27 protein-coding genes are annotated in these 22,442 nt (G+C 67.5%); 8 read left to right on the top strand and 19 right to left on the bottom strand.

Features of this window, described 5'->3' with window-relative positions:
- Positions 1 to 103 precede the first annotated feature (103 nt).
- Complete coding sequence (gene ligD / locus C1737_RS20950) at positions 104 to 1,138, bottom strand: non-homologous end-joining DNA ligase (protein ID WP_102419368.1); 1,035 nt, start codon at positions 1,136 to 1,138, stop codon at positions 104 to 106.
- A gap of 26 nt (positions 1,139 to 1,164) precedes the next feature.
- On the opposite strand from ligD, the gene C1737_RS20945 reads away from it, so the two are divergent.
- On the top strand, positions 1,165 to 2,235 hold the full coding sequence (locus C1737_RS20945) for an ATP-dependent DNA ligase (protein ID WP_102419367.1): 1,071 nt from the start codon (positions 1,165 to 1,167) through the stop codon (positions 2,233 to 2,235).
- Here the strand turns inward: C1737_RS20945 and C1737_RS27545 are convergent.
- Together C1737_RS27545 and C1737_RS27540 are read right to left on the bottom strand one after the other, a co-directional pair.
- Positions 2,232 to 2,741, bottom strand: a complete 510-nt coding sequence (locus tag C1737_RS27545; protein WP_369807543.1) for an HNH endonuclease signature motif containing protein — start codon at positions 2,739 to 2,741, stop codon at positions 2,232 to 2,234. The genes C1737_RS20945 and C1737_RS27545 overlap by 4 nt on opposite strands.
- A gap of 57 nt (positions 2,742 to 2,798) precedes the next feature.
- Positions 2,799 to 3,713: a DUF222 domain-containing protein gene (locus C1737_RS27540; protein WP_369807542.1), complete on the bottom strand. Its 915-nt coding sequence runs from the start codon at positions 3,711 to 3,713 to the stop codon at positions 2,799 to 2,801.
- A gap of 131 nt (positions 3,714 to 3,844) precedes the next feature.
- Between C1737_RS27540 and C1737_RS20935 the strand changes: the two genes are divergently transcribed.
- On the top strand, positions 3,845 to 4,213 hold the full coding sequence (locus C1737_RS20935) for a hypothetical protein (RefSeq protein ID WP_102419366.1): 369 nt from the start codon (positions 3,845 to 3,847) through the stop codon (positions 4,211 to 4,213).
- Positions 4,214 to 4,245: 32 nt separating this feature from the next.
- On the opposite strand, the gene C1737_RS20930 is transcribed toward C1737_RS20935, so the two are convergent.
- Genes C1737_RS20930 through C1737_RS26775 form a run of 5 tightly spaced genes read right to left on the bottom strand, consistent with a single transcriptional unit; the run spans position 4,246 to position 8,638 of the window.
- Positions 4,246 to 5,472, bottom strand: a complete 1,227-nt coding sequence (locus C1737_RS20930) for a cytochrome P450 (protein WP_102419365.1) — start codon at positions 5,470 to 5,472, stop codon at positions 4,246 to 4,248.
- A gap of 40 nt (positions 5,473 to 5,512) precedes the next feature.
- Positions 5,513 to 5,998 carry an NUDIX domain-containing protein gene (locus C1737_RS20925; protein WP_068095624.1) on the bottom strand — a complete coding sequence of 162 codons (486 nt, stop codon included), beginning with the start codon at positions 5,996 to 5,998 and terminating at the stop codon, positions 5,513 to 5,515.
- Between the two features lie 4 nt (positions 5,999 to 6,002).
- On the bottom strand, positions 6,003 to 7,358 hold the full coding sequence (locus tag C1737_RS20920) for a wax ester/triacylglycerol synthase family O-acyltransferase (RefSeq protein ID WP_102419364.1): 1,356 nt from the start codon (positions 7,356 to 7,358) through the stop codon (positions 6,003 to 6,005).
- Positions 7,359 to 7,400: 42 nt separating this feature from the next.
- Entirely contained in the window at positions 7,401 to 8,477 is a 1,077-nt protein-coding gene (locus tag C1737_RS20915; protein ID WP_102419363.1) for an SDR family oxidoreductase, read from the bottom strand.
- Positions 8,474 to 8,638, bottom strand: coding sequence for a hypothetical protein (locus C1737_RS26775; RefSeq protein ID WP_156751854.1), 165 nt, complete (start codon positions 8,636 to 8,638; stop codon positions 8,474 to 8,476). Before C1737_RS26775 ends, C1737_RS20915 begins: the two co-directional genes overlap by 4 nt.
- Before the next feature lie 176 nt (positions 8,639 to 8,814).
- Between C1737_RS26775 and C1737_RS20910 the strand changes: the two genes are divergently transcribed.
- The gene (locus C1737_RS20910) at positions 8,815 to 9,312 is read left to right on the top strand and encodes an adenosine-specific kinase (protein WP_102419362.1); all 498 of its coding nucleotides are present in this window, start codon (positions 8,815 to 8,817) and stop codon (positions 9,310 to 9,312) included.
- A 3-nt stretch (positions 9,313 to 9,315) separates the two neighbouring features.
- Here C1737_RS20910 and C1737_RS20905 read toward each other — a convergent pair whose 3' ends face one another.
- Together C1737_RS20905 and C1737_RS20900 are read right to left on the bottom strand one after the other, a co-directional pair.
- A complete protein-coding gene (locus C1737_RS20905) occupies positions 9,316 to 9,702 on the bottom strand; it encodes a DUF1330 domain-containing protein (protein WP_067919241.1) in 387 nt (128 codons plus the stop codon).
- A gap of 8 nt (positions 9,703 to 9,710) precedes the next feature.
- Positions 9,711 to 10,568: an SDR family NAD(P)-dependent oxidoreductase gene (locus C1737_RS20900; RefSeq protein WP_102419361.1), complete on the bottom strand. Its 858-nt coding sequence runs from the start codon at positions 10,566 to 10,568 to the stop codon at positions 9,711 to 9,713.
- 107 nt (positions 10,569 to 10,675) lie between these two features.
- Between C1737_RS20900 and C1737_RS20895 the strand changes: the two genes are divergently transcribed.
- The 4 genes from C1737_RS20895 to C1737_RS20880 are packed head-to-tail and all read left to right on the top strand — an operon-like array spanning position 10,676 to position 13,633.
- Complete coding sequence (locus C1737_RS20895) at positions 10,676 to 11,755, top strand: dihydrodipicolinate reductase (protein WP_102419360.1); 1,080 nt, start codon at positions 10,676 to 10,678, stop codon at positions 11,753 to 11,755.
- Complete coding sequence (locus C1737_RS20890) at positions 11,752 to 12,252, top strand: VOC family protein (protein WP_102419359.1); 501 nt, start codon at positions 11,752 to 11,754, stop codon at positions 12,250 to 12,252. Before C1737_RS20895 ends, C1737_RS20890 begins: the two co-directional genes overlap by 4 nt.
- A complete protein-coding gene (locus C1737_RS20885) occupies positions 12,249 to 13,022 on the top strand; it encodes an SDR family NAD(P)-dependent oxidoreductase (RefSeq protein ID WP_102419358.1) in 774 nt (257 codons plus the stop codon). The genes C1737_RS20890 and C1737_RS20885 overlap by 4 nt, the downstream gene beginning before the upstream one ends.
- Positions 13,019 to 13,633 carry a TetR/AcrR family transcriptional regulator gene (locus tag C1737_RS20880; protein ID WP_068095642.1) on the top strand — a complete coding sequence of 205 codons (615 nt, stop codon included), beginning with the start codon at positions 13,019 to 13,021 and terminating at the stop codon, positions 13,631 to 13,633. The genes C1737_RS20885 and C1737_RS20880 overlap by 4 nt, the downstream gene beginning before the upstream one ends.
- Here the strand turns inward: C1737_RS20880 and C1737_RS20875 are convergent, their stop codons facing one another.
- The 8 genes from C1737_RS20875 to C1737_RS20840 all read right to left on the bottom strand — a co-directional run bounded on the left by C1737_RS20875 (position 13,634) and on the right by C1737_RS20840 (position 20,536).
- Entirely contained in the window at positions 13,634 to 14,632 is a 999-nt protein-coding gene (locus C1737_RS20875; RefSeq protein WP_102419357.1) for a D-2-hydroxyacid dehydrogenase family protein, read from the bottom strand.
- Between the two features lie 286 nt (positions 14,633 to 14,918).
- A complete protein-coding gene (locus C1737_RS20870) occupies positions 14,919 to 15,884 on the bottom strand; it encodes an LLM class flavin-dependent oxidoreductase (RefSeq protein ID WP_102419356.1) in 966 nt (321 codons plus the stop codon).
- Between the two features lies 1 nt (position 15,885).
- Positions 15,886 to 16,374, bottom strand: a complete 489-nt coding sequence (locus tag C1737_RS20865) for a VOC family protein (protein ID WP_068095654.1) — start codon at positions 16,372 to 16,374, stop codon at positions 15,886 to 15,888.
- A gap of 14 nt (positions 16,375 to 16,388) precedes the next feature.
- A complete protein-coding gene (locus C1737_RS20860; RefSeq protein ID WP_102419355.1) occupies positions 16,389 to 17,138 on the bottom strand; it encodes an SDR family NAD(P)-dependent oxidoreductase in 750 nt (249 codons plus the stop codon).
- Positions 17,135 to 18,376, bottom strand: a complete 1,242-nt coding sequence (locus C1737_RS20855; protein WP_102419354.1) for an MBL fold metallo-hydrolase — start codon at positions 18,374 to 18,376, stop codon at positions 17,135 to 17,137. The genes C1737_RS20860 and C1737_RS20855 overlap by 4 nt, the downstream gene beginning before the upstream one ends.
- Positions 18,377 to 18,395: 19 nt before the next feature.
- The gene (locus C1737_RS20850) at positions 18,396 to 19,658 is read right to left on the bottom strand and encodes a sulfotransferase (protein ID WP_102419353.1); all 1,263 of its coding nucleotides are present in this window, start codon (positions 19,656 to 19,658) and stop codon (positions 18,396 to 18,398) included.
- A gap of 72 nt (positions 19,659 to 19,730) precedes the next feature.
- A complete protein-coding gene (locus tag C1737_RS20845; protein ID WP_067920174.1) occupies positions 19,731 to 20,117 on the bottom strand; it encodes a DUF2237 family protein in 387 nt (128 codons plus the stop codon).
- A gap of 86 nt (positions 20,118 to 20,203) precedes the next feature.
- Positions 20,204 to 20,536, bottom strand: a complete 333-nt coding sequence (locus C1737_RS20840) for a PE domain-containing protein (protein WP_067920176.1) — start codon at positions 20,534 to 20,536, stop codon at positions 20,204 to 20,206.
- Positions 20,537 to 20,730: 194 nt separating this feature from the next.
- Here C1737_RS20840 and C1737_RS20835 point away from each other — a divergent pair, with 194 nt between their 5' ends.
- Positions 20,731 to 21,864 (top strand): 1,4-beta-xylanase, encoded by a 1,134-nt coding sequence (locus C1737_RS20835; protein WP_102419352.1) that lies wholly within the window; start codon positions 20,731 to 20,733, stop codon positions 21,862 to 21,864.
- Between the two features lie 56 nt (positions 21,865 to 21,920).
- On the opposite strand, the gene C1737_RS20830 is transcribed toward C1737_RS20835, so the two are convergent.
- Complete coding sequence (locus C1737_RS20830; protein ID WP_197509126.1) at positions 21,921 to 22,400, bottom strand: CAP domain-containing protein; 480 nt, start codon at positions 22,398 to 22,400, stop codon at positions 21,921 to 21,923.
- Positions 22,401 to 22,442 lie beyond the last annotated feature (42 nt).

Genomic DNA, 22,442 nt, shown 5'->3' with positions numbered 1-22,442 from the left:
TCAGCAGTAGAGTTGTGCTGAAAGTTGTTGCCCCAGAAGCGTCGGGTTCGCCAGGTGACTTCGAGGGGTCGTTTCTGGGGCACAACCACCATCTCCGAGCCCCTCAGCGGCCACCATCCTTCTTCCGGTCCGTATCCCGGCTGGGCTGAACGCGTTTCGGTTCGCCGGGCATTTTCGGGTAGTTCGGCGGATACGGCATGTCCCCCAGGCCGCGCTCCTCGTCGTCGTCGGCCATCTCCAGCAGCGCCGCGATCGACTGCGCCGCGCCGCCCATCGCCGCCCATGGGTCTTCGCGGCCCTTCACCAGGCCGGGAACTGAGGCGATGGTGTAGTCGTCGGGTTCCGCGCCGGCCAGCTCGTCCCAGGTGAGCGGCGTCGACACCGTCGCCATCGGGGTGGGCCGCACCGAGTAGGCCGACGCCATGGTGCGGTCCCGGGCGTTTTGATTGAAGTCGATGAAGATGCGTTCGCCGCGCTGCTCTTTCCACCATGACGTGGTGACGGCCTCGGGCGCGCGGCGCTCCACTTCGCGGGCCAGCGCGATGCCGGCGCGGCGCACCTCGGTGAAGTCCCAGTCCGTGGCGATCCGCAGGAAGACGTGGATCCCCCGGCCGCCGGAGGTCTTGGGGTAGCCCACCAGACCGAGCTCGTCGAGTAACGGCCGCAACACGTCGACGGCGACCGTACGCGCCTGCTCGAAGGCGACACCGGGCTGCGGGTCGAGGTCGATGCGCAACTCGTCGGGATGGTCGGTGTCGGGGCACCGCACCTGCCAGGGGTGCAGTGTGATGGTGCCCATCTGGGCCGCCCAGACGATCGCCGAGGGGTGTGTGACCTTGAGCGCGTCCGCGGTGCGTCCGGAGGGAAAGGTCACCCGGCAGGTCTGCAGGTAGTCGGGATGGTGGCGCGGGATGCGTTTCTGGTAGATCTCCTCGCCGTCGATGCCATCCGGGAAGCGCTGGAGATGGGTCGGCCGGTCGCGGAGCGTGGCGAGCATCGGTCCGGCAGCCACGGCGAGGTAGTACTCGACGAGTCTGCGCTTGGTGCCTTTGGAACCCAACTCGGGGAAGTAGACCTTGTCCGGGTTTGTCAGGCGCACCGCAATACCGTCGACGTCGAGCTCTTCTGCAGCAGCCATACCGATGATTCCAGCACAATCGGCCTATGGACCTACCTGTCATGCCCCCGGTGTCGCCGATGCTGGCCAAATCGGTGCGGTCGATCCCGCCAGACGCGTCGTACGAGCCCAAATGGGACGGGTTCCGGTCCATCTGTTTCCGGGACCGGGACGAAGTGGAGCTGGGCAGCCGCAACGAAAGGCCCATGACGCGCTACTTTCCCGAGCTGGTGGCCGCGGCCCGCGCGGAGCTGCCGGGGCGTTGCGTGATCGACGGGGAGATCGTCATCGCTACCGGCAACGGTCTGGATTTCGAGGCGCTACAACAACGCATCCACCCGGCGGACTCGCGCGTGCGGATGCTCGCCGAGACGACGCCGGCGTCCTTCATCGCGTTCGACCTGCTCGCCCTGGGCGACGACGACTACACGCGGCGGCCGTTCAGCGAGCGCCGCGCGGCCCTCGTCGAGGCGCTAGGGGGCTCCGGCCCGTCAATCCATGTCACGCCGGCCACCACCGACATCGACCTGGCGCGGCGCTGGTTCGACGAGTTCGAGGGTGCCGGCCTGGACGGGGTCATCGCCAAGCCGCTGACCGTCACCTATCAGCCCGACAAACGGGTCATGTTCAAGATCAAGCATGAGCGGACGGCAGACTGCGTGGTGGCCGGCTACCGCGTGCACAAGTCCGGCGGCGACTCGATCGGCTCGCTGCTGCTCGGGCTCTACCAGGACGACGGACAGCTGGCGTCCGTCGGCGTCATCGGCGCCTTCCCGATGGCCGAGCGACGGCGCCTGTTCGCCGAACTCCAGCCACTGGTCACCGATTTCGAGGATCACCCGTGGAACTGGGCCGCCCACGAGGCCGGCGAACGAACGCCGCGCAAGAACGAGTACTCACGCTGGAACGCGGGCAAGGATCTTTCGTTTGTGCCGCTGCGACCCGAGCGCGTGGTCGAGGTCCGCTACGACCATATGGAAGGCCGGCGTTTTCGGCACACCGCGCAGCTCAACCGGTGGCGGCCGGACCGCGACCCGCGCTCGTGCACATACGAACAACTCGAGGAGCCGGTCACCTTCAGCCTGGGTGACATCGTGCCCGGACTCGGACCGGGCTAGAAGGGCGGCGGCTGGTTGCGTTCGGCGATGTGGGCGGCGTTGAGCGCGCGCTCGGCATCGATGCGGCGGGCTCGGTCTTGCCGTCGGGTCCGCCGGCGCGTGGGCATCATGACGCCGCGTTCGCCGCGGGGACGATAGTTCCTCGGGACACTGGACAATTCGCCCGTCGGGGCGCACAGTGCGGGAAACAACAGCCGACTGCCCGGACGGGTGGTGTACGTCCGACCGGTCGGTGACGTCCACACCACGGTGCCGTCCGGCCGTTGCTGGTCGCGCCAACCCGTCCAGAAAGTCTTCAGCAGGTGGTGCTTCCTGCATAAGCACTTGAGGTTGGACGCGTGAGTGGGGCCCAGCGGGTAGGGCACCGTGTGGTCGATGTCGGTGAACTCGGCGGGTCGATCACAACCGGGGAACCGGCACGTCATGTCCCGGCACCGGATGAACCGCTCCAGCTCGGCCGACGGGCGGTAACCCGGCTCGGCCTCTGCGATGGCCGGATGGCGCACCGGTTGGACTTTGGCCCCGCCACGGATCAGTTCGGCGACCTGCGCCGGCGAGATCCTCTATTCGTCGGCAGCGTCAGATGAGTAAAAGACACAGGTGATGGGCCGCGACCGCCGCTCGCCCGACATGTGCGGGTCCGGGTCGGCCTGCAGCGTCGAAGCGTCGGCGACGACGTGGATGACCACGCCCGCCGCCCGCTCGTCCGTCTGGGCGCCGGCCGGACAGTCCCCGTTCCCGCAACCACAGGCGAGCCGGTCCGAGCCGGCGGCCAAGGCCCCCAACGCGTCGGCACGGCGCTGGGCGACGGTGCGCGGATCGTCTCCGCACACCTCCCCGGCCATCTGCAGCAGGCGCCGGTCCAGCATGGCCGCGTCATTCGCATAGAGCCGACCCCACACGGCGGCAGTGCCCGACTCGTCATCGGATTGATCGATGACGACGTCGCGGCTGCGGGCCGCGGCGCGAGTGCGCCGCAGGGCGCCGGGATCGTAACGGTCCACCACCACGTCGATGGCCTGCGCGGTCTTGTTGGCCGACATCGGCCCGAACCGCGCGGCGTCTTCGGCCAGCGTGGTATCGATCAATCGCAGGGTGTCGGGGTCCTTCACGAGGTCGGTGTGCCACACGATGGTCGCCGCCAAGCGGGCGCTGATGATGCCCTCGCCAAAGAGAGCCGCGACCCGAGGCAGCCGGTTGCGCAACGCCGCCGCCAGATACATCTGCCCCGAAGCCATGGCGTGGCTGATGTTTTGCGCCGCGGCGACTTCGGCTGCCATGGCATCCCAGTTGTCGCAGGACCAGTGGGCGGAGCTGGTCGGCCCGTCGGCCCGGCGGTGCACCAGCTCCGCGATGGCCGCCAGCCTGCGCGCCGAGGCCGCCGCCTCCACCCGCGCACACTGGGCGATGGCGGCCGCCAGTTCCGCATCCTCGGCGCGCGCCAGCTCCTCGACCGTCGGCAACCTGACATCGAACATGTTTTCGATAGTAGGCCCGGCCGGCGACGCGGAGCACCGCTCGACCGCCAGGCTGTGGAGAAACTTCCAACTGTGCATAACCCGCGGTCCCGGCGCGTTTAACGCCCGCTGCCGGCGGGCACGCGAACGACATGTCAGTAACAGCGTTTCAAGACCTGCCGGTGGCCGATCGCGACAGCAAGTGGGATGGTGACGCCGCCGAGAAGCGGGTCCGCAAGTGGGCCGGCGCCGAGGAGCAGCCGAACGAGAAGTACCGCGATGCCCACGTCTGGTACGACAACGGCAAGAAGGACAACTTCACGGCGTACAAGCTCCTGATCGCCGACGTCGTCGGCGGCGACCTTCAGGCGGTCCCGCGCGGGGTGATGGCCGCGGGCGCCATCATGGACGGCGCGCGCGGCGGCATCGACCTACCGAAGACGGACGTCGATCGGGTCAAAAGCCACCTGGCCAAGTACTACAAGAAGATGGGTGAAAGCCCGCCGTGGGAGCGCGGCTGAGCACAGCGCGGCTGAGGCACAGCGCGGCTGACCTAAACCGTGACTTGCAGGCGCGACAGCCCACGCAGCGTGACGTTGGCCTTGTATTGCGGCTCACCGTCCAGCCGCGCACCCGGGAATCGCGCCGTCACCGCCGACAGCGCCACGCCGGCCTCCAGCCGGGCCAGCGGCGCGCCCAGGCAGTAGTGGGCTCCCCGGCCGAAGCCCAAGTGCCGCAACCCCTTCCGGTCCGGATCGAACACATCGGGCCGCTCGAATTCCGCGGGATCACGATGGGCCGCGGCCAGCAGGAGCATCATCACGTCGCCCGCCGGTACCTCGACCCCGCCAATCGTCATGTCCGCGAGAGCGATTCGGCCGACTAACTGCACGGGCGGGTCGTAGCGCAGCGTCTCTTCCACGATCGCCGGCGCTCGACCGGGGTCGGCACCCAGGGCGCCCCACTGCACAGGGTCGCGCAGCATTGCCAGCATGGCATTCCCGATGAGGTTCACCGTCGTCTCGTGTCCGGCGATCAGGAGCAGGTTGCAGGTGGAGACGATCTCCTCCTCGCTCAGTTGATCGCCGGACTCCTCCACCGCGATCAGCCCCGACAGCAGGTCGTCTCCAGGTTGTGAACGGCGGCGGTCGATCAGCCCGTGGAAGTATTCGCGCAACCAGGCCCCGGCCTGTTGTCGTTCGTTCGCGATCTCCGCCGGCACGCCGGTGATCGTCGAAAACGGGTCGAGCGCCTGAGCCAGCGAAGCCGACGCACGGCTGAACTGCGGCTCGTCGTCGAGCGGCACACCGAGCAACCGGCAGATCACCGCCACCGGCAGCGGGTAGGCGAAATCCTCGACGACCTCGAAGTGGCCCCTCTCGGCGACCCGATCGAGCATCCCGTCGACCAGCGCACGAATGTCGGGCTCCAGCGCGCTCACCACCTTCGGCGCGAACGCCTTGCTGACCAGCCTGCGCAGGCGGGTGTGGTCGGGCGGATCGAGGAACAGGAAGCCCGGCGGTCCCTGCCGGCGCGGTGCCGTCCCGGCCTCGGCCTGGCGCTTCGCGACGGTCGAGTTGATGTTGTCGCTGCTCGACAACGGGTGCCGCAACACCTCGTCGCAGTCTCGGTAACTCAAGAACACGGCGAGGTTGACGTCGGGCAGCTGCAAGGCTCCGCCGTCGCGAAACTGCGCGCAGAGCCGATACGGGTCGGGTCGGTTGGCCGGGTCCAGCAGCTGCAGCAACAACCCCTGGGAGTCGGTCGGCGCGGTCGTCATGCGGCCATTCTGCCCGTCGGCCGACGCCCCGGCCGCAACGTCAGGTTCCTTCGTGTAAGCCCGTCAAATCCGGATGCGCCATCAATCGGTCCAGAAACCCGAGCTGGCCCTTCAACAGCTTGACTCGCGCCTGCGCCACCGGAAACCAGCCCACCCGGTCGACCTCCGGGAACTCCCGCATCGTGCCAGACCCCTTCGGCCACTCCAATTCGAAAGTGTTGCTGCGCGCGTCGGTCACATCGAGGTCGCCGCCGACGGCGAAGGCGGTGACCACCTTGCCGCCGGACTGCTTGAGTTCTCCGAGGTCCAGCCGGGTTCCATCCGGCACCGTAAGCCCGAGCTCTTCGAAGAACTCGCGTTGCGCGGCAACCCACGGATCCTCCCCGCCGGCGTACTCGCCTTTGGGAATCGACCAGGCCCCGTTGTCTTTTCGCGCCCAGAACGGGCCGCCCGGATGCGCGATCAGGACCTCGACGACGCCGTCGCGGGTCCGGTACAACAGCACACCCGCACTGAGTCTCGGCATCCGATCAGGACCCGACCGAACGTTCCAGGTCCTTGAGCGACGACTCCAGGTGCGTCAGCAGTCGCTGCAGGTGCGGCACGCTCCGCCGGCATCCCACCAGGCCGAAGTCCAGATTGCCGGCGTTGTTGGCGAGGGTGATGTTCAGCGCCTGGCCGTCCAGCGCGATGGACAGCGGGTAGTTGCCGTCGAGGCGGGCGCCCCCGTAGTAGATCGGCTGAGTGGGCCCGGGCACGTTCGAGATGATGATGTTGAACGGCGGCGACGTGGACGCCACCCAGCCCGGGACGGCCGCCAGAGCCAGCGCCGACGTGTTGGCCGCGGACAGCGCCAGTGCCTGGAAGCGGGGCAGCTGCGAGAACACCGTCTTGTTGCGGCGCATCGAATCGCTGATGGCCTGCAGTCGCTGCGCGGGATCGTCGGTATCGGTGGCGAGGTTGCACAGGATGGCGCCGACGAGGTTGCCCCCGGCGTCGGCCTCGTCCTCGGTGCGCAGGCTCACCGGGACCATCGCGATCAGCGGGGCGTCCGGCAGCGCGTTCTGCTCGAGCAGGTAGTAGCGCAGGGCGCCCGAACACATCGCCAGGACGACGTCGTTGACGGTGACCCCGGCCGCCTTCTTGACGGCTTTGATGCGGTCCAGCGACCATGACTGCGCCGCGCAGCGGCGCGCGCCGCCGATCTTGACGTTCAGCATGGTGCGCGGGGCCCCGAAGGGCAACGTCAACTGCTGCTCGAGCAGCGCCGCGCGGGCCAGCGAGACCGTCGACGGGCCAAGTGCCGCAAGCGATCCCGCCGCACGCAGGACCGACCGCAATGGGCTCACCGGGCTGCTCTTGTGCTTGCTTTTGGGCAGGCTCCACGGCGCTCGGATCTCGCGATCGTCGGGGTCGGTCGACAACGCGCGCTGCATCAGCTTCTGCGCGGAGACGCCGTCGATCAGTGCGTGGTGGATCTTCGTGTATACGGCGAACCGGCCGTCCTTGAGGCCCTCGATGATGTGCGTTTCCCACAGCGGACGGTGACGATCCAGCAGGCTGCTGTGCCACCGCGAGGTCAGCTCGAGCAGTTCCCGGATCCGACCGGGCGACGGCACCGCCGAGCGCCGGACGTGGTAGTCGACGTCGACGTCATCGTCGTAGGACCAGCCCAGGTTCGCGATTCCGCCGACGAACGTCGCCGGATGCTTGCGGAAGGTGGGCTGAAAATCCTGCTGCGCGACCAAGCGGTCATAGAGGTCCCGGACGAAGCCGGGACCGGCGCCTTCGGGCATCTCGAACAACTGCAAGCCACCGACGTGCATGGGGTGTTCCCGCGACTCCCCCAGCAGAAATATCGCGTCGGTGGGCATCATCAGGTCCATCCACCCATTAGACCCCGACCGGCGCCTGGGCGACGGCGCTCTTCAGAACATCGCCGCCGAGCCGATGTCGGGATGACTGCGCATGAATTCCACGAGTCGATCGACATAGCTGCGGAACGCGGGCGGCTCGATACTGCTGCCGGCGAGATCGGCCCGACAATGATCGGTCAAGTAGAAGGTGGGCTGGGCGAAGTAATCGACCGCCTCGGGAGGGATCCGCATCAAGCGGTAGAGCCCCGGAACGTGCGCCAGTGCAGCTTTCGTCAATTTCAGGGGCAGCCGGATCTTGAGCAGTTCGCGACCCGTCGCCTGAGCCAGCGTATCCGCCATCTCGTCGACTGTAAGCGGTCGCGGATCCGCCAGATGATAGGTGCGCCCCTCCGAGACGGAGAGGCCGCTCAGATATCCGACGGCGTCAACGATGAAGTCTCGCGGGACCACGTTGACGCGCGTCTTCACGGGATCACCCACCATCGGCAGGATCGCGTAGCGAGGCTGTCGCAGCAGCCACTGCACGACGAAGTAGGGGCCGTCGAATTTTTGTGTCTGCCCGGTACGGCTGTCGCCGACGACAATTGAGGGGCGATAGATCGTGGCAGGCATGCCCGCGGACATACGCCAACGCACCTCCGCCTCGGCGAGGTGCTTGGTCTCTTCGTAGTAGTTGTTGAACGGCGCACCGACTTCGAGGTCATCCTCGCCGAATGGGCCGGCGTAACGGCCGCTGACGTAGCAGGTGCTGAAGTAATGCAGCCGCGTCAGGCTCCGACAGCGTTCGAGCGCGTCCAGGACGTTTCGGGTGCCATTGACGTTGACCCGAACCGCCACGTCGCGCGGCACCGCCAAGTCATACACGGCGGCCAGGTGCCACGCCTCGGTGACCTCGGCGAAGGTCTCTGGTGCAACGCCGAGACCGGGTTGGGTGATGTCGCCCTCGACCAGCCGGATCCTCCCATCGAGAAACGGTTCCGCACCGCTCAGCTCGTCCACGCGTCGCCGTGCCAGCGTGCCGAACTTGGGCTGCACCAGACAGATGGCCGACTCGCCGGTGCGGCCGAGGATGCCCGGCAGCAACGCGCTACCGAGAAAGCCGGGAAACCCGGTCATCAAGACGGTCATCGCCGCACTCCCGACCCGGTGGTCTTGTTGCCAAAGTGGTTGCGGTGGGCAAGTTCTACGGTCGCGCGGCGCACCCTCAGGCGGAAACTCCACTGTGCGGCCTGATCAAACGGCACGCGCACGTGGCGTCTTTCCTCGATGAGATCGAGCAAGGCGTTCATCGCTCTTTCCCCTGCTTTAACGGGCCCGTCGAAGAGAGACGCTATCGGCTACCGGCAGCGTTGGGACGGGTCTTTTGAACCCAGCACACAAGTCATTGGTCCTCAGTTGGGCCGACTGGCAATGAGGCGGCTAAGAAGTCTTTCGGGCGACCGTAGCCGGGTGGCAGCATGGGCTGGTGACGACAACATCGCTGACGTGGGATGTGGTGGCCGTTGACAAGCCCGAGGATGTCAACGTGATCATCGGCCAGGCGCATTTCGTCAAGACCGTCGAAGACCTGCACGAGGCGCTGGCCGGAGTGAGTCCGTCGCTGCGGTTCGGGGTGGCCTTCTGCGAGGCGTCGGGACCGCGGTTGGTTCGCCGCAGCGGCAACGACGGCGAGTTGGTTGACTTGGCGATGCGCACGGCGCTGGCCATCGCGGCCGGACATAGCTTCGTGATCTTCTTGCGTGAGGGCTTTCCGGTCAACGTCCTCAATCCCGTGAAGTCGGTGCCCGAAGTCTGCGGGATCTACTGCGCCACAGCCAACCCGGTTGATGTCCTGGTTGCTGTTTCTCCGCGCGGTCGCGGCATCGTTGGCGTCATCGACGGGCAGACGCCCGTCGCGGTGGAAGGCGACCGTGAGGTGGCCGAGCGCCACGATCTGCTGCGCGCAATCGGCTACAAGCTCTGAGTGTCAGTCGCCCGCGACTGACCAAACCGACGTGGCGATCAGGTCACCGCGCTCCAGGCCGGCGGCGCGGTGCTGGTGAACCTCGGCGTACTCCGGCGTGCTCACCATGTCCATGAATGCCTGCGGCGTCGGATACTCGACGACGAGAATCGCATCCCACCAAGGCTTTTCATCGTCACCGATCACATAGGCCGGTGCGGTTCCCGCGTAACGGACGGTGGCACCCACCCGCCGCAGGTGCGGCGCCACCTCCAGGGCGTAGCGCCGGTAGGACTCCCGCCCACCCGGGTTCTTGAACTTCAACAGGTTGACCATTACCACCGGCTCGTCGGCGGGCCGGGTGGCCAGGGCCGCGAACTGTTCGGGGGTGGGCTCCAGGGAATGGCTCATGAAAACGATTACAGCAGATCGGTGATGGTCTTCAGGCCCGCTTCGTACAGGACGCCGGGCAACATGCCGCCGTCATGCTCGATGGTGGTGCCGTTGACGAAGTCGGCCTCCCCGCCGGCGAGGAATACACAGACCCGGCCCACCTCCGCCGGTTCGCCCGCCCGGCGCAGCGGGACGGCCGCGAAATACTTTGCACCGGTAGGGTCGTCTTTGGGCAGTACGAACGACCGAAAGTTCTCGGTCATGGTCGGTCCCAGTGCGATGCAGTTGACCCGGACCTTGGGCCCCCACTCCTCGGCCAGCGATCGGGTGAGATGGTTGAGCCCGCTCTTGGCGGCGCCGTAGGAGACCAACGTCGGTGACCCCGCCGGATGCCCGGCCCCGCTGGAGATGTTGATGATGCAACCGACCCCGTCCTGGGTGCGCATCTGCCGGTACGCGCGGATCGCGAACCAAAGGGGGCTGATCAGGTTCATCTGCACTGCGAACGCGTGAAAGAGCGCCGTGCGCTCATACTCGTCATCGCTCGCCGGCGCACCCTGAATGCGTTGCACCAGTTCGGGAATGCCCTCCGCGTGCGGAGCCGGAACCGTCCCGCCGGCATTGTTGACCAGGATGTCGATGCGGCCGTGCTCGGCGACGACGTCGGCGACGAACGCGTCGATCGCGCGGTAGTCCCCTTGGTCGCAGACCTGTTGTGAGGCCCGCCCCGCCCATTCGGGTTCGACACCGGGGATGGTGTCCAGGGGCGAACGGGAACACCCGACGACGGTGGCGCCGGCGCGGAGCAGCTCATGGGCGATGCCGACGCCCACACCGCGGCTGGTTCCCGTCACGATCGCGACTTTTCCGTCCAGGGCACTCATGACAGGCCTTTCCACGCGAGGCAGATGTTGACAGTGACTGTCAGCGGGTCATACTGTGCCATTCCGGTCATCGGCGTGTAAAGGCATGCGATTGGGAGGTCACCCAGATGAGCAGTCCGTCCAAGCTCCGCGTCATCCAATGGGCGACCGGGGGCGTCGGCAAGGCGGCCATCGCGTGTGTGCTCAACCATCCGCAGTTGGAGCTCGCCGGCTGCTGGGTGCACTCGGCGGACAAGAACGGGGTCGACGTCGGCCGGATCCTGGGAACCGGGGACCTCGGCGTCACCGCCACGTCCAGCGCTGAGCAGATCCTGGCGCTGGACGCCGACTGCGTCGTCTACAGCCCGTTGGTACCCAACGACGACGAGGTCATCGCGATCCTGCGATCCGGCAAGAACGTCGTCACGCCGGTCGGCTGGGTATACCCCGACCCCGCCAACCGGCGGCACCGGGCCGTCGCCGATGCCGCGGCCGAAGGCGGGGTGACCCTGCACGGTTCGGGGATCCACCCCGGCGGCATCACGGAGCGGTTCCCGCTGATGCTGTCCTCCCTCTCGTCGGCCGTCACCCACGTCCGCGCCGAGGAGTTCTCCGACATCCGCACCTACAACGCCCCGGACGTCGTGCGTCACATCATGGGATTCGGCGGTACCCCCGAGGAAGCCATGCAGGGGCCCATGGCCGGCCTGCTGGACGGGGGCTTCAAACAATCGGTCCGAATGATCGCCGACCACATGGGTTTTCGCATCGACCCGAACATCAGGACCATCCAGGACGTCGCGGTCGCGACCTCCGACATCGACTACGCCCCGTTCCCGATCACGACGGGGACCGTGGCCGCTCGCCGGTTCCGCTGGCAGGCCCTGGTGGACGGCGAACCGGTCATCACGGCGGCGGTCAACTGGCTGATGGGCGAGGAAAACCTGGACCCGGCCTGGGATTTCGGCGGACGTGGCGAACGGTTCGAGGTCGAGATCACCGGCGATCCCACCGTGAACCTCACCTTCAAGGGGCTGCAACCCGAGACGATCGCCGAAGGGCTGGTGAAGAATCCCGGCGTGGTGGCCACGGCCAACCACTGTGTCAACGCCATCCCCGACGTCTGCGCCGCAGAACCCGGGATCAAGACCTACCTCGACCTGCCCCTGTTCGCCGGCCGCCCCGCGCCAGGCCTCGCGGCGTCATGACCGGCGTCCTCGGCGACGTCTCGTTCTGCCACCTCGTCGTCGGGGTCACCGACATGGACCGCGCCCTGGCGTTCTACCGCGACCTGCTCGGCATGGAGGTCGTCTTCGAAACCCTGATCTCCGGTGAGCCTTTCGACGCCGCGCTGCACGCCACCCGCAGGCAGGAGGGCCGGGTGGTGGGCGGATTGCTCGGTGGGTTGATGGTCGAGCTGCTGTCGCTGGGTCCGAACACCCCAGAGCACCGGTCGGCACGCCGCGGCATCACCGGGATCCACAACGTCGCCCTGTCGGTGACCGACCTCGACGCCACCCACCGCCGTGTGACTGCGGCCGGCTACTCCCCCGACCAGGAGCCCTTCGAAATCGGCGGCGTGCGAATGTTTTTCGTCAAGGACCCGGACGGGACAACTCTCGAGTTCATCGAACTTCCCGGCGGCGCGCGCAGCACGTACGAGATGCACCGCGGGGTGCCGCTACACATGGGGCCCGCGACATGAGCTACACACACCCCGAGTCGATGCGCGGCCACGTCGCGATCGTCACCGGCGCGGCCCAGGGTGTGGGCAAGGGCACCGCCGCCGCCCTGCTGGAGCGCGGCGCATCGGTGCTGCTGGTCGACATCCAGGACGAACTGCTGGGCACGACCACCGAGGAGCTGTCGGCGCTGGGCCGCGTCGAGAAGCTCACCGCCGACCTGCGCGACCCGGCCAGCGCCCAGCGGATCGTGACGGCCGCCGTCGACGCCTTCGGTACGGTCCACGGCCTGGTCAACAACGCGATCGCCACCAACGAGCCCAAGGCATTCGTCGACATCACCACCGAAGACTTCGCGCTCGGCCACGACGTCGGCCCACGCGCGACCTTCCTGCTCATGCAAGCCGTACACCCCGCCATGGTCGAAGCGGGCGGCGGGTCGATCGTCAACCTCGGCTCGGGCACGGGGACCGGTGGTGAGCCGAAGTGGGGTGGCTACGCCGCCGCCAAGGAGGCCATCCGGGGCCTGTCGAAGGTCGCCGCCCTGGAGTGGGGCCGAGACAACATCCGCGTCAACGTCATCTGTCCATTCGCCGAATCGGATGGCGTCAAGTTCTGGAAGTCGTTCGCGCCCAAGGAGTACGAGAAGGTTGTCGGACGCGTACCGATGAAGCGCATCGGCGATGTCCGCACCGACGTGGGCGCGTTGGTGGCGTTCCTGCTGGGCACCGACTCGACGTTCATCACCGGACAGACCATTCACGTCGACGGTGGGATCGGCTGCTTCCGGTGAGCTCGCCCGACAGACCGGAGTCGTTGCGCGATCGGCAGCGCGCACAGATCCGGGCCGACATCAGGCGCGCGGCGTTCCGGCTGTTCGTCGAGCGGGGGTACGACGCGGTGACCACCGAGGAGATCGCCGCCGCCGCGGGCGTTTCGGCGCGCACCTTCTTCCGGCATGTGCCGACGAAGGAAGACCTGTTACTCGCCCCCGTTCGCCATGGCGGCGCCGCGATCGTCAACCTGCTCGAGCAGCGACCCGCGAACGAGCCACCGGACGTCGCGTTGATCAACGCCATCGTCACGCGGACACGCTCATTCGAGCAGGCCGACACCGACGAGTGGCGAGAAGCGCTGCTGGTGGCGCCCCACCTGCTTCCCAAGGTGACAGTCCACACGCCCGCCGACAAGGAGCGAGCGGCCAAGCTGGTCGCCGGGCGCATGGGCGTGAACCCCGACGCCGACATGCGTCCCGGCCTACTGGTCCAACTCGCCTTCGCCGCAGCCGATTTCGGCTTCCAGCAATGGGTCCGCCGGCCCGGACGCGCGTGGCCGCTCGATCGCTACGTCACCGAGGCGCTGGAAGCGGTCAAGAGTCCGCACTGGAGACGCCAGCGCGGCTGATCACCCTCGCGACGCCTCGGGGTTGGCGATCCGAATGGGGGCCCCGTCCAGCCAGGCGGCCACCGACTCCACGGTGTCGGAGTAGAAGGCACCGAGCATTTCGCGGGTGACGTACCCCAGGTGGGGCGACAGGGTGACGTTCGGGAGCACCCGCAACGGGTGAGCAGTCGGCAGCGGTTCGATGTCGTAGACGTCAAGCCCGGCGCCGGCGATGCGGCGCGCCGTGAGGGCGGCGATCATCGCGGCCTCGTCCACGATCGGCCCCCGCGACGTGTTGATCAGGTACGCGTGCGGCTTCATCAGGGCCAGCTCGGGCTCGCCGACCAGGCCGCGTGTGCGCTCGGAGAGCACCACATGGATGGACACCACGTCGGCCTCCTCGAACAGCGCCGCCTTGTCGACCCGGCGCGCGCCCACCGCCGCGGCGGCGTCCGCGGTGAGGTTCTGGCTCCACGCGATGACCTCCATCCCAAAGGCTTTCGCGTATCCGGCCATCCGCGTGCCCACCCGGCCGAGGCCGAGCAGCCCGAGCGTCTTGCCGGACAGCGTGAGACCCGTCGTCACCTGCCAGCCGCCGTCTCGCATGCGCCGGTGTTCTTCGGCCAGGTTGCGCACCGTGGCGATCAGCAGTCCCCACGCGAACTCGGGCGTGGCGTCCTGGACCGAGTGGAACCGCGGATGGGCGAAATCGGTGTTGGCGACCAGGATCCCCCGCTCGGTGGCCGCGGCCAGGTCCAGGTTGGGCAGGCTTCGGCCGACGATGGTGATCAGCCTGAGATTCGGCAACCGCTCGAGAAGCGTCCGCGGCAGTGCCATGCGCTCGCGCAGGGTACAGATGACGTCGAAGGGCCGCAGCGCCTCCGCCGCCTCCTCCTCGGACAGGTGCCGGTCGAAAACCGTCACGCGGGAACGGGTTTGCACCGGCGACCAGTCGGCAAGCCGCAGTGCCACGCCCGCGTAGTCGTCAAGGATCGCCACCTGGGGCGCGGGATTCGCCATGGCCCCATTGAACCTCAGGTCAGGAATCGTCGATGGCCCACCGTTGGTTGACGAGGTCCGCGTCCATACGCCGGGCGAACTGGAATACTCAGGCTGGATGACGTCGGCACGGGCGGCGCCACGGGCACGTTGCTTGCCAGCGTGTTCGCGCCGGCCGCGCCACCGATGGCGACGGACAGTCCGAATGCGGCGGCACCACCGAGGACCACCAGGGCTCTTTTCGCTTCAGGTTTCATGGTGGGCCGCGTACCCCTTGTTCGCATGCGCAATCTGAACTTCGGCGCAATTAGCTGAGCGCGGGCAGCACCTTGTCGGTGAGCAACTGGACCGACTTCCACGCCTCGTCGACGGGCATGCCGCCGACCAGCGGGTGCATCACGAGCGGCCCGTAGTTGGCTGTGTCGCGCACCTCGGCGATCAGCTCCTCGGGGGTCAGGAACCGGTACCGGCCCGACGCCTTGACCTCGTCCAGCGTCTGCACGCCGGGTAAATGCATGAGGGACCGCTGGTCGGTCGACCACCCGCCGTAAGTGACGGCCTCCCACAGGATGTGGTCGCCCAGCTCCGCCCAGGCCCGGTCGGGGTCCTCGTGCAGGAAGATCATTCCGCGGTTGACCGGCCCCGGCATGAGGATGAGTGGCGTCATGCCCGCGTCGGCACACAACTCGCGGTAGTAGGCCGCGATGTCGGGCAGGTGGTCGGCCAGGCTGAGCGGCAGCCGGAATCGCGCCGCCCGCCGCGCCGTGGCCCGCGCGCCGCCCCCGACATACAGCGGTGGATGCGGCCGCGTCCAGGTGCCGGTGCACATTGCCGCGTCGGCACCGCACCACACCGACAGCATGCGCTCGAGCAGCCTGTCCATCAGCGCGCCCCGTTGCGCGAAATCGGCTCCCAGAGCCTCATATTCGACCCTGCGGTAACCCAGGCCGACCGTGGTGTGCAGCCGGCCCCGGCTCATGTTGTCGACCAACGCGATGTCCTCGGCGAGGCGCACCGGATTCCAGAGCGGGCCCAGGGCACAGTCGACGCTGGCGATCAGCCTCGAGGTCCGCGCCAGGAACATCGCCGCCGCCATGATGGGGTTGCAGCTCCAGCCGTGTCCGGTCGCGTGGTGCTCGTCGACGCTGACCGAGGTGATGCCGTGCGACTCACCCCACTGCGCCAACTCGAGAGCGGCCGACAACAACGCGCTCTGCGTACGCGCTTCGCCCTGCGGGGACGCGAAGTTGAACCGCAACACCGTCAGCAACACGTCACGCCTCCCCCGGGCCCGCCATCGACTGCAGGAACGCCGGGAAGTCGGGAAACAGCGCGCGGTCGACGATCTCGATGCGCGTCCCGAAAGCGTCCGTGTAGTAGGCGAACAGGCCGAGGTCGGCGCCGGGCACGTCGGCGGTCATCTCGAGGGTGAAGCCATTGTCCTGCAGCGCCCGTCCGCTCCTGGCCAGGTCGTCGCTGAAGTAGCCGATGTGATGGACCGCGTTGCCCGGCGCGGCGGTCCACGCAGTTCCGGGCACCTCCCGGACGAGTTCGACGTGCGGGCTCTGCAACGAGTAGACGACCGTCGAGGTCAGTTCGCGGACGCCGGTCGCGGTGCGGAACGGCAGGGTGTAGCTCATCGGGGTGATCCACCGGTAGCCGGCCAGTGCGCTCAGCCGGGCCATGGCCGCATCGAGGTCGGGCACGACGATGCCGGTGTGGTAGAAGTCCTCGGGTCGCAGCGCCCCAACAAAAGAAGCCATGGTTTCCTCGTGTCTCAGACGCAATCCGACGCGGCGTCGACGACGAACACCGCGCCGCTGGTGTAGCTACTCTGCTCGGTGCACAAGAAGGCGATGGTGGGGGCGATCTCGCCGGTGGAACCGAAGCGGCGCAACGGGATATGCGCCAGCTCGGTCTCCACCAACTCGGCCGAGCCGTGCATGGGCGCGGTCATCGGGGTGTCGATGGCGCCCGGCGCCACTGCGTTCACCCGGATGCCCTTTCCGGCCCACTTGACCGCGAGATTCCTGGTGATGCAGATAATCCCGGCCTTCGCCGCGCCGTAGCCGGGCACCAACGGGACGGCCCGGAGTGCGGACATCGACGTCAGGTTCACCACGCTGGCACCGCCGGCCGCGGTCGACGCCTTCAATGCACGATAGAGCCCGACGGTCAGCCGATAAGGTCCGGACAGGTTCAGCGCGACCGACGCCTCGAACCCGTCCGGCTTCGATTCATCCAGGCCGCCCGGGAAATTGGCGCCGGCGTTGTTGACGAGCACGTCAAGGCGGGTGAACTTCCGCGCCAGCGCGTCGACCGACTCCGGGTCGCTGATCTGCAGCCGGTGATAATCCATGCCGGACAGGTCGGTCTCGTAGTCGTCCGGCGCCGGCTTGGTTCCGGTGACGGCGACGCGGGCCCCGGCGTCGCGGAACAACACCGCGGTCGCGTGCCCGATTCCGCTGGTGCCGCCGGTGATCAGCGCCGTGGTGCCCGTGAAGTCGAAGCTGACGCGCGCCGTCATGCGTTCCTCGCTATCTGGTTTCTGAGCCAGGCGCTTTCCCAGAAGTTGGAGCTGCCGGCCAGCAGTTTTTCATGGGCGTCCCGCAGTACGGACCGTGCCCCAACGTCGTCAGGCGGGACAAGCTCGGCCAGGTGAATGGCGTGCAGGGGGCGGCCGGCGGCAAGGTGTTCCCGGGCCCGATCCACCAGAGCGGCGGCCCCGGCCAGCTCGACCACGTCGGCGGCCACGGCATCGAACCCGACCGGATAGAGTTCGGTGGTCGACTCGTGGTGAAACCAGCCGGAGTAGTTTTCCCAGACGGCCCGCACGTCCCAGGCCACCTTTCCATAGCCCTGCCCCACTTCGCATTCCGCGGGCAACGTGATCTCGCGCATCAGGGTCCGGACGTCCTTGCCGGCATTCATTCCCTCGACGGTCTGGTCATGGACGTAGCGGATGGCGTCGCGCAGCCGGGTCAGTTCCGCGTGGATGCGCTCGGCGCCCGCGATCGGTTCGAAATGACCGGTCACCAGGAGTTCGGGCCTCAGGTCGCGCACTCGCTCCACCGACGCGATCGCGGTCAGCGCGTCGCGGTACCGGTCGCCGCGCATGGTGACCAGGTTGGGAATGTGCCCGAACAGCGGACCGAAGGTGTTCCCGCACAGGCAGATCCGCTCATCCGGCAGCCACACCACCAGCGAATCGGTGGTTTCGCCGCCGGGCACCGAGATCAGCTCCATCCGCCGGCCCCCGAGGTGCAGGGTCAGCGTGTCTTCGAAGTCGACGTCCACGACGGGAACGCTCTGGCCGGCCAACCGGGTGCTACCGAGGCGCCGCTGAACGGCTTGGATGCCGACCGCCAGGGTGTCCTTGAACGCGAAGGCGCTGCGGCTGGCGCGGTACGGGATGAGGCGCTCGTTGTCGTCGCGCCACAACGTCCAGTTCGCCTGCGCGACCACGGTCGTCTCGGGGTCGCGCACACTGTCCAGACCGCCGACGTGGTCGACGTGACCCTGGGTGAAGATGACGTAGCGCACCGGCGAGGGGTCGACCGCGTCGAAATTCGCGCGATGCACCGGGCCCTCGAACCCCATGCCGGTGTTGACGATCACCCGGCCCTCGTGCGTGGTGAGCAGGTAGGCGTTCGAGAGCCCCGGTGAACACCACAGGCCGGGCGCGATCTCCTCGGCCCGGTCGGCGGCCGCGGGCCGCATGGCGTCGGCCCCGGGCCTGCTGCGGTAGACCGGTTCGAAGCTCATCGTTCTCGTTCCCTTCGGGCTACGTCTCGGCCTGGACGTCGAACTTGTCGAAGTAGAAGTCGAATCGGCGGCGCAGCTCGTCGGCCGTGATGCCGAAGTGCCGATGCAGGTCGTAGCGGATGCGGCCATGTTTGCCGCGCGGATTGCCATCCAGGTACTTCTGGAACCGCGCCCGCACCTTCGGTGTCAGTTCGACGCCGCCACATTGGTAAAGCCGCTCGAGCACCGCCATTTCGCCGGCGTTCAGCTGATGGAAGTTGATGTCGACGCTGCGTTCGGCCGGCACCAGGTCGCGGTCGCGCACGCACGCGCTGAGCAGCCGGTGCACGCGGTCGGACCAGTAGTCGAGCAGCCAGTCCGGATCGATGCTCGTTCGGCGCAGCCGATCGGAGTAGGCCATCATGGTGACCGCCGACTGGATCACCGCGACGGGATCGCGGTGCGTGAAAGCCACTGTCGCGTCCGGAAACGTCGCCAGGAGCGGACCGAGTTGCTCGCAGTGCTGCGGGCTTTTCAGAACCCAGGTCCGCGGGCCGCGCAGGAAGGTCAACGCCTGGAGGACTTTCCTCAGGTATGCGTAGTGCCGGTTCTGGTCCAGGTTCAGGTAGTAGTCGCGCCAATCCGGTACGCGCGCATGCCATTCCAGGACGTAGGCGGCCATATCGAGGTCGAGCAGTTCGACCTCTTCCTCGATCGCCTCGGGGAATCGGTCGTGCATGGCCGCCACTACCGGGGCGCTGGCCATGAGCGCGTCGTGCTCGGACTTGGCCCGCGCATAGCGCGGATCCACCCCGAAGATGTCGGGGCCCTGGCCGCGAGCGGGAAGGGGCTCCTGGCTCTCCCAGTACGGCAACGCCCGCCGACGAGGGTCGGCGGCAATGAGATTCACCAGATGAGTGGTGCCCGATCGCGGCATGCCGACCACGATGAACGGGTTCTCGATCGGGATGGCTTCGATTTCGGGATACCGCCTGAGGAGATCGGTCAGCGACAACCGGTTGCGCAGCAATCGCACGACGCGTTGCCGCAGGGATGAGCGCGTGAGCTGACGCAGGCCTTCGTCGCCTTCGATGGCCGCGACGTGCGCCTCAAGTCGATCGCCGAAGCCGTCGACGTCGTCGAGATCGTCCGCCCCGGCCTGGTCGACCGCCTCCGCGAGCATCCGGCCCATGTCGAACTCGACGACTCTGGCCTCGGTGAACTCCAGGATCTGGCGTTGGACGTCGGTCAGCTTGGGCGCGGTCAGGTCGTCGAAGTCGATGTCGTCAACGGCAGAGCCCACCGGATCCTCTTTTCGACGCGTCGTCGACGGCAAATATGACACAGACGCTAGACGTCGATCCGGCGTGGTTCCCTACAGGTTCGCCAAGTCGTCGGGCACGTCGACCTTGTGTTCCTGCAACGCCTCCAGCGGCACCACCTCGAGGGTGCGCTCGTGCGTGGAGGCCAGCACCACCGGCGCGGCGCAGCCGTCCTGATGCGCCCGAAGCCAATTCAGCGCCGTGACACACCAACGGTCACCGGGAAGCAGTCCGGGGAACCGGTATTCGGGAACCGGTGTCAGCAAGTCGTTGCCGATGGAACGCTGATGCTCGAGGAATTCGGCCGTCATGACCGCGCAGATCGTGTGCCGGCCGAGGTCCTCGGGCCCCGTCGAGCAACAGCCGTCGCGGTAGTACCCGGTCAGTGGCTCTGTGCCGCACGGTTCCAGTGGACCGCCTAACACGTTTCGCTCGCGCACGGATTCAGTATCGCGCTCGGTAGGGCGAAGTTTGAAGTATCTTCGCCGTCCGCGTCCGGCGATTTTCTCCGGGCCGGTGCGGGTCGCTATCCCGCCACCCGGTAGCCGGCCAGCGGGCGAGCTCCGAGCACGCTGCCGGCCGCGGCCGCGTCGACCTCGGTGTAGATGCGAGCGATGTCGAGGATCGCGGTACCCGTCCGGGCCAGCTCTTGTTGCGCGGCCGTGTGCAGCGCCAGAAAGGCGGTGGCCTCCGCGGCGAACGCGACGGCCGCCTGCACCGACACCTCGTCAGCCCCGGCGGGAACCAGGGCCGTGGTCGACGGGACCGCGGTCATGCCGGCCTGAAGTCCCTGCGTGGCACCGCGGACGATGTCGGACCCGATGTTGGCTGCGGCCGGATCGAATGACAGTGCCTGCACGGGCCCACTCCTCAATGCACCGGATGATGTCGTGGGGCGATAGTAGCAGTATGAAACTGTTTGTGTATGCAAGACTGTTTTTGAGAAAGAGTTAAGAGGCCGCGGTGACGGAGTGATAACAATTCCCACGTCAAGCCGGCGCGACGCGCTGAGCAAATCCCGGGGAAATCGCCGGGAAAATTTATCGTCACATCGTGCATCGAAGAACGGCCCTCAAGCTGCCACTTCTGCTGGCAGCAGGCACCGCGCTGGCGCGAGCGCCCCGCGCCTCCGCGGAGGAACCCGGCCGGTGGCCCGCCGACCGGGCCAACCGCTGGTATCAGGCGCAGGGCTTCCTCGTCGGATCGAACTACATCACCTCCAACGCCATCAACCAGCTCGAGATGTTCCAGGCCGACACCTACGACCCACGGCGCATCGACACCGAGCTCGGCTGGGCCAGGTTCTACGGGCACAACACCGCGCGGGTGTTTCTGCACGATCAGCTCTGGAGCCAGGACCAGCGGGGCTTTCAGGCGCGGCTCGCGCAGTTCGTCGACATCGCCGCGCGCCACCGCATCAAGCCGCTGTTCGTGTTCTTCGACTCATGCTGGGACCCGGCGCCAAGGGCGGGTCGACAGCGCCCACCGACGCCCGGGGTGCACAACTCCGGCTGGGTGCAGAGCCCGGGCGCCGAACGCCTTGGCGACCCGCGCTACGCCGGCGTCATGCGCGACTACGTCACAGGGGTGCTGACGCAGTTCCGCAACGACGACCGCATCCTGGGCTGGGACCTGTGGAACGAGCCCGACAACCCAGCGCGCCAGTACCGCAACACCGAGCGCAGCGACAAGGAACAGCTCGTCGGAAACCTGCTCCCACAAGTGTTCCGCTGGGCGCGCGCGGTGGACCCCAGCCAGCCGCTCACCAGTGGCGTGTGGCGCGGCGACTGGGGACAACCCCAGGGCCGCAGCGCAATCAGCGATATTCAGCTGGCCAACGCCGACGTGATCACGTTCCATTCCTACGCCGACCCCGCGGGCTTCGAGTCCCGGATCGGCGAGCTCGCTCCGCTCGGCAGACCGATCCTGTGCACGGAGTACATGGCCCGCCCGCGCGGCAGCACCGTCGAGGCCATTCTGCCGGTGGCCAAGCGCCACAACGTCGGTGCCATCAACTGGGGCCTGGTCGCCGGCAAGACGCAGACCTACTTTCCCTGGGAATCGTGGGACCACCCGTACACGACGATCCCGAAAGTCTGGTTCCACGATCTGCTGGGGCCCGACGGCCGCCCCTTCAGGGACAGCGAAGCACTCACGACACGAAAGTTGGCCGGAACTCAGGCCTAGAGATTTGGCACCGGTTCGAGAACGCGGTCGAATCGCGCCCCTGCCGTCCGCGTCGCTTACGGAGCCGCGAAGTCACCCACCACGGTCATCTTGTTGCCGTCCCAGGCGGTGGCGAAGCCGGCCGCGGTGAAAGCGCAGTTCACGATGATCCCTCGGTGTGGAGGGCTTTGCATCCACGAGTCGAGGGCCTGGGTCGGATTCGCCGCTGATCCGGTACCCCAAAAGACGATCTCCCCCGTTGCGGGGGTCCTGCTGTAGCCGGCATCTGCGATGCGCGTCCGCGGCGAAGATCCATCGGACCCGATATGGCCGCTTAAACCGGTGCGCAGCATATCGTCGGCGTGCCGCTGCGCCGCCGCCCGCAACCGCGGGTCGTCACTGAGCGGAGCGCATGGCTGACGGAGTCCGTTGACGCCGCTGTACAGCACGGTGCCCGGATCGTCTGCGTGCGCGACGAATTCAGTGGCAACGCCCGGAATCGCGACGAGCGCACTGCAACACGAGAAGAGGGCGACGATCGCGATGTTCTTCGTCATGTGGCCTCTTGCCGCGCGCTTGGCAGTTCTCCGTAAGGCAAT

Source organism: Mycobacterium sp. 4858 (assembly GCF_900240975.1).
Taxonomy (GTDB): Bacteria; Actinomycetota; Actinomycetes; order Mycobacteriales; family Mycobacteriaceae; genus Mycobacterium.
Note: the sequence above shows the minus strand (reverse complement) of the source record. Positions and strands in the feature narration are given on the sequence as shown.